8 protein-coding genes are annotated in these 6,805 nt (G+C 48.4%); 4 read left to right on the top strand and 4 right to left on the bottom strand.

What is annotated here, in order from left to right:
• On the top strand, positions 1-429 hold a 429-nt coding region (locus tag ACKOVI_RS04585), incomplete at its 5' end, for a MarC family protein (RefSeq protein WP_509602874.1).
• Here the strand turns inward: ACKOVI_RS04585 and ACKOVI_RS04590 are convergent.
• From ACKOVI_RS04590 to ACKOVI_RS04600, 3 genes are read right to left on the bottom strand one after another with little or no spacing between them, the layout of a single operon-like run.
• Positions 426-1,754, bottom strand: coding sequence for a DEAD/DEAH box helicase (locus ACKOVI_RS04590; RefSeq protein WP_509602875.1), 1,329 nt, complete (start codon positions 1,752-1,754; stop codon positions 426-428). The two genes, ACKOVI_RS04585 and ACKOVI_RS04590, sit on opposite strands and share 4 nt — an antisense overlap.
• Positions 1,755-2,006, bottom strand: coding sequence for a DUF3107 domain-containing protein (locus tag ACKOVI_RS04595; RefSeq protein ID WP_509602876.1), 252 nt, complete (start codon positions 2,004-2,006; stop codon positions 1,755-1,757).
• A 16-nt stretch (positions 2,007-2,022) separates the two neighbouring features.
• On the bottom strand, positions 2,023-2,652 hold the full coding sequence (locus ACKOVI_RS04600) for a TetR/AcrR family transcriptional regulator (protein WP_509602877.1): 630 nt from the start codon (positions 2,650-2,652) through the stop codon (positions 2,023-2,025).
• Positions 2,653-2,718: 66 nt separating this feature from the next.
• Here ACKOVI_RS04600 and moeZ point away from each other — a divergent pair, with 66 nt between their 5' ends.
• Genes moeZ through ACKOVI_RS04615 form a run of 3 tightly spaced genes read left to right on the top strand, consistent with a single transcriptional unit; the run spans position 2,719 to position 5,078 of the window.
• Positions 2,719-3,900 carry an adenylyltransferase/sulfurtransferase MoeZ gene (gene moeZ, locus ACKOVI_RS04605; RefSeq protein WP_509602878.1) on the top strand — a complete coding sequence of 394 codons (1,182 nt, stop codon included), beginning with the start codon at positions 2,719-2,721 and terminating at the stop codon, positions 3,898-3,900.
• On the top strand, positions 3,900-4,766 hold the full coding sequence (mshB, locus tag ACKOVI_RS04610; protein ID WP_509602883.1) for an N-acetyl-1-D-myo-inositol-2-amino-2-deoxy-alpha-D-glucopyranoside deacetylase: 867 nt from the start codon (positions 3,900-3,902) through the stop codon (positions 4,764-4,766). The genes moeZ and mshB overlap by 1 nt, the downstream gene beginning before the upstream one ends.
• Entirely contained in the window at positions 4,767-5,078 is a 312-nt protein-coding gene (locus ACKOVI_RS04615) for a hypothetical protein (RefSeq protein WP_509602880.1), read from the top strand.
• Here the strand turns inward: ACKOVI_RS04615 and cysS are convergent.
• The gene (gene cysS, locus ACKOVI_RS04620) at positions 5,075-6,664 is read right to left on the bottom strand and encodes a cysteine--tRNA ligase (RefSeq protein ID WP_509602882.1); all 1,590 of its coding nucleotides are present in this window, start codon (positions 6,662-6,664) and stop codon (positions 5,075-5,077) included. The two genes, ACKOVI_RS04615 and cysS, sit on opposite strands and share 4 nt — an antisense overlap.
• Between the last annotated feature and the right edge of the window lie 141 nt (positions 6,665-6,805).

Consider the following 6,805-nt stretch of genomic DNA (forward strand, 5'->3'; position numbering starts at 1 on the left):
GCACTCTTCGGTCGCTTTATCTTGGATTACATGAATGTATCGATTGAAGCGTTGCAAGCAGCCGGCGGATTGCTCTTGCTCTACGTTTCGCTTGAATTGCTGACAGGTAAGGGCAACGAAGTTGCCACTGAAGGCACCAATATCGGAATGGTTCCGCTTGGAACGCCACTTCTTGCAGGACCGGGAGCAATCGTTGCGACGATGATCTTCGTGCAGCAGGCAAATACTCCAGAGCGCATCAGTGGTTTAGTAATTGCAATCGTTGCGGTGCACTTGATTATTGGATTTGTTTTGATGATGTCGACTCACGTTTTGAAATTGATTAAGGAGTCCGGCGTTACTTTATTGGCACGTATTGCAGGTCTCTTACTTGCTGCAATTGCCGTTCAGATGCTGGCAGATGCGATAAAGGTTCTTTCGAACTCTTAATCCTGTGCGATGCGCTTGGTGCGAGTACGCACTCGAGCTGTCTTCTCGCGCGGAGCCTCTTTCTTTACAGGCTTCTCTGCTTTAGGTGCAGCTTCTGCTTTCTTTGCCACAACCATACGACCAGATGCATCGTTCGGAATATCGAGCGCCTCAAAGAAGTGAGGAGATGATGAATATGTCTCAAGTGGTTCTGGTAGACCGAGTTCGAGAGCGGTATCGATCATCTTCCAACGTGCCAGTTCATCCCAATCAACAAAGGTGACTGCGATTCCATCGGCACCAGCACGTGCTGTACGACCGATGCGGTGTACGTAAGTCTTCTCATCTTCAGGGCACTGGTAATTAATAACGTGGGTAATGCCGTCTACATCGATACCGCGAGCAGCGACATCAGTTGCGATAAGAACATCTCGCTTATTTGATTTAAAGTCATTGAGCGCTTTTTCGCGTGCATTTTGACCTAGATCTCCATGGATAGAAGCTGCGCGGAAGCCACGCTCCATCAATTCATCAGCGGTCTTTTGTGCTGTGCGCTTTGTGCGACAGAAAACAATTGTTGGACCACGGTCATGAGCTTGAAGGATTCGAGCAAGCATCTCAATCTTGTCGAGAGCGTGCGCACGGAAGACATGCTGCTTAATGCGAGCAACTACACGACCTTCATCTTGAGAATCCTGGGTACGAATGTGTACTGGCTGATTCATAAAGCGACGGGCAAGAGCGATGATGTCGCCAGGCATAGTTGCCGAAAAGAGCATTGTCTGCGTGCGAGCAGGCGTAGACGAGAAGATCTTCTCTACATCGGGCAAGAAGCCGAGGTCGAGCATTTCATCTGCTTCATCGAGAACAACGCGAGAGACCTTATTGAGCTTGAGCTTTCCCTGGCGGTACAAATCCAGGAGGCGGCCTGGTGTGCCGACAACGATTTCAACTCCTGATTCGAGAGCTTCAATCTGTGGCTCAAATGCTCGACCGCCATAAACAGCTAATGTGCGAACTCCACGATTATGTGAAAGCTCTTCAATATCTTTTGTGACCTGCACGCAGAGTTCTCGAGTAGGAACAACGATGAGAACTTGTGGGGCACCCTGTGCTTCAAGTTTTGCCCACTCTGCATCATTGGGAGCAATAACGCGTTCGATAACAGGGATACCAAATGCAAGAGTCTTACCTGTACCGGTCTTTGCCTGTCCGATGACATCGCCATCAGCAAGTGCGATAGGAAGCACCATCTCTTGAATGGCGAAGGGAGCGGTAAATCCGTGGAGATGAAGTGCGTCGATAGTCTCTTTACGAAGAGGAAGATCCGAAAATGTTGTGGTCACTTAATTTGCGCCGAAACCGACGCGACGTTCGACTGGCTCACCGATTTCGATGTAGCCAATCTTTGCCGCAGGAACCACGATCTCGTGGCCACGGATGTCGGTCAAGATAAGTGGAGTATTTCCAGTGAGAGCTTCAGTGACTGCGCTCTTGATTTCAGCTGGGGTAGAGGGGCACTCAAAAGAGAGTTCGCTAGCAACATCTGTCACAGCGATTCGTACCTGTGATGATTTTTCGTTCTTCTTGGTGCTCATGTTTCCATTCTATTGGTTAGAGCTCAGTGCGGGGAAATCCAGAGATTCCACGCCACATGAGGTTCTCAACCAGATCCATCGCCTGCTGACGTGTGAGCTTGCTATCGCGCTCGAGCCAATGGCGTGCAGTTACCTGGGCATATCCAATGAGTCCCACACCGAGAAGCATTGCTGCCTCCTTTGGGAGACCAGTGTCATTGGAGATGACACCACTCACAGCTGCTGCGCAGTCGTATGTCATGCGATTAAGTCGTTCATGTACCTGAGGTTCGACGCTCATATCGCTCTCAAAGAGGAGGCGGAATGCCTCACCTTCATTTTCGATAAAGCTGAAATATGCATCAATAGTTGCATGTACTCGGAGAGCGTTGTCAGGAGTCGATGAGATTGCCTTCTGAATTTCGTAGACCAACGAATCGATATGAAGGTCGAGAACAGCAAGATACAAATCTAATTTTGAAGGGAAGTGCTGATACAAAACTGGTTTGCTGACACTTGCTCGATCAGCAATTTCATCCATCGCGGCCGAGTGATATCCAGCAGCGGTAAAGACCTCGAGGGCTGCACTTAAAAGGATTGCACGGCGCTCATCGCGAGGAAGACGTGCCTTTTCAGCACGCGAAGCATTTGCATCTGTAGTACTCATCGCGCGAATCGTACTGGTATTCGGCGCCAATTGGCGAGGGCGAGAGCTGTACGGCAGAATTACCACATGAAGACCCCACCGTTAGTTTCTCCAGGCCCAGCTCTTACAGTCGAAGAAGTGCGTCGTTATAGTCGCCACCTCATCATTCCTGATGTAGCGATGGCAGGGCAGCAGCGCATGATGAATGCAAAAGTGCTCTGCGTTGGCGCAGGAGGTCTCGGTTCACCAGCGTTGATGTATCTCGCTGCTGCAGGAATCGGCACTCTCGGAATAGTCGAATTCGATACTGTCGATGAATCTAATTTGCAACGTCAAATCATTCACGGACAATCTGATATCGGCAAGAGCAAGGCACAGTCTGCTCGAGAGAAAATTGCAGAGATCAACCCATATGTAAAAGTTATTACACATGAGACACGTCTCGATAATTCCAATGTCCTCGAGCTCTTCGCTCAATACGACATCATCGTCGATGGCACCGACAATTTTGCAACCCGCTATTTAGTAAATGATGCATGCGTGCTTCTCAAGAAACCTTATGTGTGGGGTTCTATCTATCGCTTCGATGGACAGGCGAGCGTCTTTTGGGCTGAGTACGGTCCTTGTTATCGCTGTTTGTACCCAGAACCACCACCTCCAGGAATGGTGCCCAGCTGTGCTGAAGGTGGCGTGCTTGGAGTTCTCTGTGCCACTATCGGATCAATTCAGACAACTGAGGCGATCAAGGTGATTACGGGCATTGGTGAGTCACTTATAGGTTCGTTGATGATTTACGACGCACTCGAGATGGAGTTCCGCAAGGTAAAGATTCGTAAGGATCCCAACTGCCCAATCTGTAGCGACAATCCAAAGCAGACAGCGCTCTTGCCAGATTACGAAGCATTCTGTGGAGTTCTCTCTGATGCTGCACAAGAGGCGAGCACTGGCTCAACAATTACAGTGCAAGAGTTGAAGTCAAAGATTGATGGAGATGAAAACTTTTATCTCATCGATGTGCGCGAGCCAAGTGAATTCGAAATCGTTCGCATTCCTGGTTCGCACTTGATTCCAAAGCAGGGCTTTATCGATGGAAGCGTTCTCGCATCTCTTCCGCAAGACAAGCCAATAATTCTGCACTGCAAGAGCGGCGTGCGATCGGCTGAATGCCTTGCCATCTTAAAGAACGCAGGCTTTGCAGATGCTTCACACGTCAGTGGCGGAGTCATTGCATGGGCGAAGCAGATCGACACAACTTTGCCGGTTTACTAATGAAGCAGTCTTACGCGGGTTACCGCGCGCTACTTGTTCATGCCCATCCAGATGATGAAACTATCAATAATGGCGCAACTATGGCGATGTATGCAGCCCTTGGCGCATCGATCTCTTTGGTGACATGTACACGCGGCGAAGAAGGCGAAGTTCTCGTAGAGGAGCACTCACATAAAGCAGCAACTCATGATGATTTGCTCGGCGAACATCGTGTCATCGAACTTGAAGAGGCGATGAAGGCTCTCGGTATCTCAGACCACCGTTACTTGGGAGCTCCCGACACTCAATATCGCGATAGCGGCATGATTGATACAGAACCGAATAAGCGCACAGATAATTTCTGGAACGCTGATTTTGATCAAGCTACAGCGCATCTTGTAACCGTTATTGAAGAGGTAAAGCCACACATTCTTATTACCTACGACGAATTCGGTGGCTATGGCCACCCTGATCACATTCAAGCGCATCGCGTGGCAATGGCTGCAGCTGAGAAATCACAGTGGGGTATCCAGAAGATTTACTGGAATGTTATGCCTCGCTCTGTCATTCAAGAGAGCATCGAGAAGATGAAAGCGGTTGGCTCAGATTTCTTTGGTGCCGAAAGTGCAGACGATCTTCCATTCTGCAAAGACGATTCATTTGTTCACGCTCACATCGATGGAAATGAATATGTAGAACAGAAAATGGATGCAATGCGCGCCCATGCAACTCAGATTGCGGTGGATGGGCCATTCTTCGCGCTATCAAACAACCTTGGTCTTCAGGTTTGGGGAAATGAGTTCTACACACTTGTGAAAGGCGAAAAGTCAGAACCTCTCGATGAACTTGGCCGTGAGACTGATTTATTTGCAGGAGTTGTCCTCTAGGTGAAAATTCTTCTTTCTCTTATTTTCGGAGCCTTCACCGCACTTGTTGCAATTCTTGTTCACCAAACACGTCCACTTTTGGGTGTAATCGTTGCCCTGCTCTTTACATACTGCGCGATTTGGTTTGTGGGAAGAAAGTTTGGTGGACGTAAGTACAAGTGGGTAGCAACAATTGCTTGGCTCGTCGTTATTTTCCGCGCTTCCACATTTGGCGCAGGTCAAGAGCTTTTAGTGCAAGGCGATGGTGTTGGTTCAACACTTTTGCTTGTTGGAACCTTGGTAGTGCTCTCTGCAATTGCTGCACGTATCTAAATTCTGATACTCCAACTTTGACCCTCTGCTCCATCAACAACAGCAATATCCATCAAAGCTAATAGGTCGCGCAAACGATCGCTCTCGCTCCAATTCTTAGCTTCTCGTGCTGCGGCTCTTTGCTCGATAAGTTGAAGCGCTTCAAACGTTATTTCTGCCGCGATCTCGGGTTCTGCTTCTCGCGCCAAATCGAGTCCGAGTACTTGGTCGGCAAATAAGAATATTGCGCGCTTATCGAGAACCCCGACGGTCGAATCTTTCTCCAGTGCTCGAAGTCGAAGAATCGCTTTCGACGTATCGAGGTCACTCATAAAGTGGCTATAAATTTCATCATCAATCTTGATTTCATCGCTAGAACCCCAAGCCGAGATTGCTTTTCGCCAGCGCTTTAAGGTGCTATCTGCTGCAGCAATTGCAGCCCACGTCATATCAATCTGCGAGCGATATTTATTTTCCAGGAGCGCCAATCGAAGTGCGAGAGGATCGTATCCGCGCTCGGTGATATCACTGACAAGAATGACATTCCCACTGCTCTTAGCCATCTTCTTGCCTTCAAAGAGAAGGTGCTCTCCGTGAATCCAATTCTTTACGACTTCACCTCCGGCGATTGCATTGGTCTGTGCCCTCTCATCTTCATGGTGAGGGAAGCGAAGGTCGATTCCACCTACATGGATATCTACAGAAGTTCCCAACAATTGCAGTGACATTGCAGAACATTCAATATGCCAACCCGGAAAACCTGAACCCCATGGCGATTCCCAAATCATCTCGCTTCGCTTGCCTGCAAGTTTCCAGAGCGCCCAATCCGCATGGAATCGCTTCCCGCCATCTCCTAAATACTCATAGCGATGGCCAGGTTTCAAAGATTCTAATTTGTTGCCGCTGATATATCCGTAGCTATAGGCCTTTTGAGCATCGAAGTAGATATTTCCATCTGTTCCGATGTAGGCAAAATCTTTTTCGATCAGCTCTTGAATGGATTGAATAATTTCAGGAATGTTCTCACTTGCTCGAGGATAGAAATCAGCAGGAAGGATGTTGAGTTGTTCGAGGTCTGCTTTGAACTTCTCTTCATAACGTCGAGCGATGGCAAGAGGTTCAACCTTTTCGCGAACTGCTTCTTCTAAGACTTTATCGCCACTGTCTGAACCATCGAGATTTTCTGACATGTGTCCCACATCGTTGATGTTGGAAACTGTTATCGTCGCGATTCCATTGAGAGCAAGTGCACGACGAATCAGGTCTGTCAGCAAGAAGGTCCGCATATTTCCAATATGGGCATCTCGATAGACAGTGGGTCCACATGCATAGATTCGAATCTCATCACCGCTGATTTCACATAAAGAACGTGATGCAGTTTCGTAGAGATGGAGAGCCTTCATCGCCTGATTACGTCGATTAAAGACTGGGACTACGCGAAAGTAGGCGATTGCCTTTGGGTCGAACTCGGCAGTAGTTGCATCACCTTTAATAACTGTCGTCTCATTCTGTAAAACACCCAGGATGTCTCGGAAAGAACCACCTTCGTGAAGGCGGATAGATACGCGCTTACCGATAGATGCGGCTAGTTCGTCCTCGAAACTCATAGCGCAACCATATTCAGCAAATACCGACTCTGCATGGTTAGAATTATCGCCTGCTCATTCCTTGATTAGGAGGCCCATCGTGACCTATGTGATTGCCCAGCCTTGCGTTGATGTCAAAGATAAGTCATGCCGTGAAGAGTG

The organism is Candidatus Planktophila sp., from assembly GCF_046070465.1.
In the GTDB taxonomy this organism is placed as follows: domain Bacteria; phylum Actinomycetota; class Actinomycetes; order Nanopelagicales; family Nanopelagicaceae; genus Planktophila.

Excerpts from the sequence above, each read along its gene's own strand:
- mshB (WP_509602883.1), top strand. The coding sequence starts at position 3,900 with ATGAAGCAGTCTTACGCGGGTTACCGCGCGCTACTTGTTCATGCCCAT.
- cysS (WP_509602882.1), bottom strand. The coding sequence starts at position 6,664 with ATGAGTTTCGAGGACGAACTAGCCGCATCTATCGGTAAGCGCGTATCT.
- ACKOVI_RS04595 (WP_509602876.1), bottom strand. The coding sequence starts at position 2,006 with ATGAGCACCAAGAAGAACGAAAAATCATCACAGGTACGAATCGCTGTG.
- ACKOVI_RS04600 (WP_509602877.1), bottom strand. The coding sequence starts at position 2,652 with ATGAGTACTACAGATGCAAATGCTTCGCGTGCTGAAAAGGCACGTCTT.
- moeZ (WP_509602878.1), top strand. The coding sequence starts at position 2,719 with ATGAAGACCCCACCGTTAGTTTCTCCAGGCCCAGCTCTTACAGTCGAA.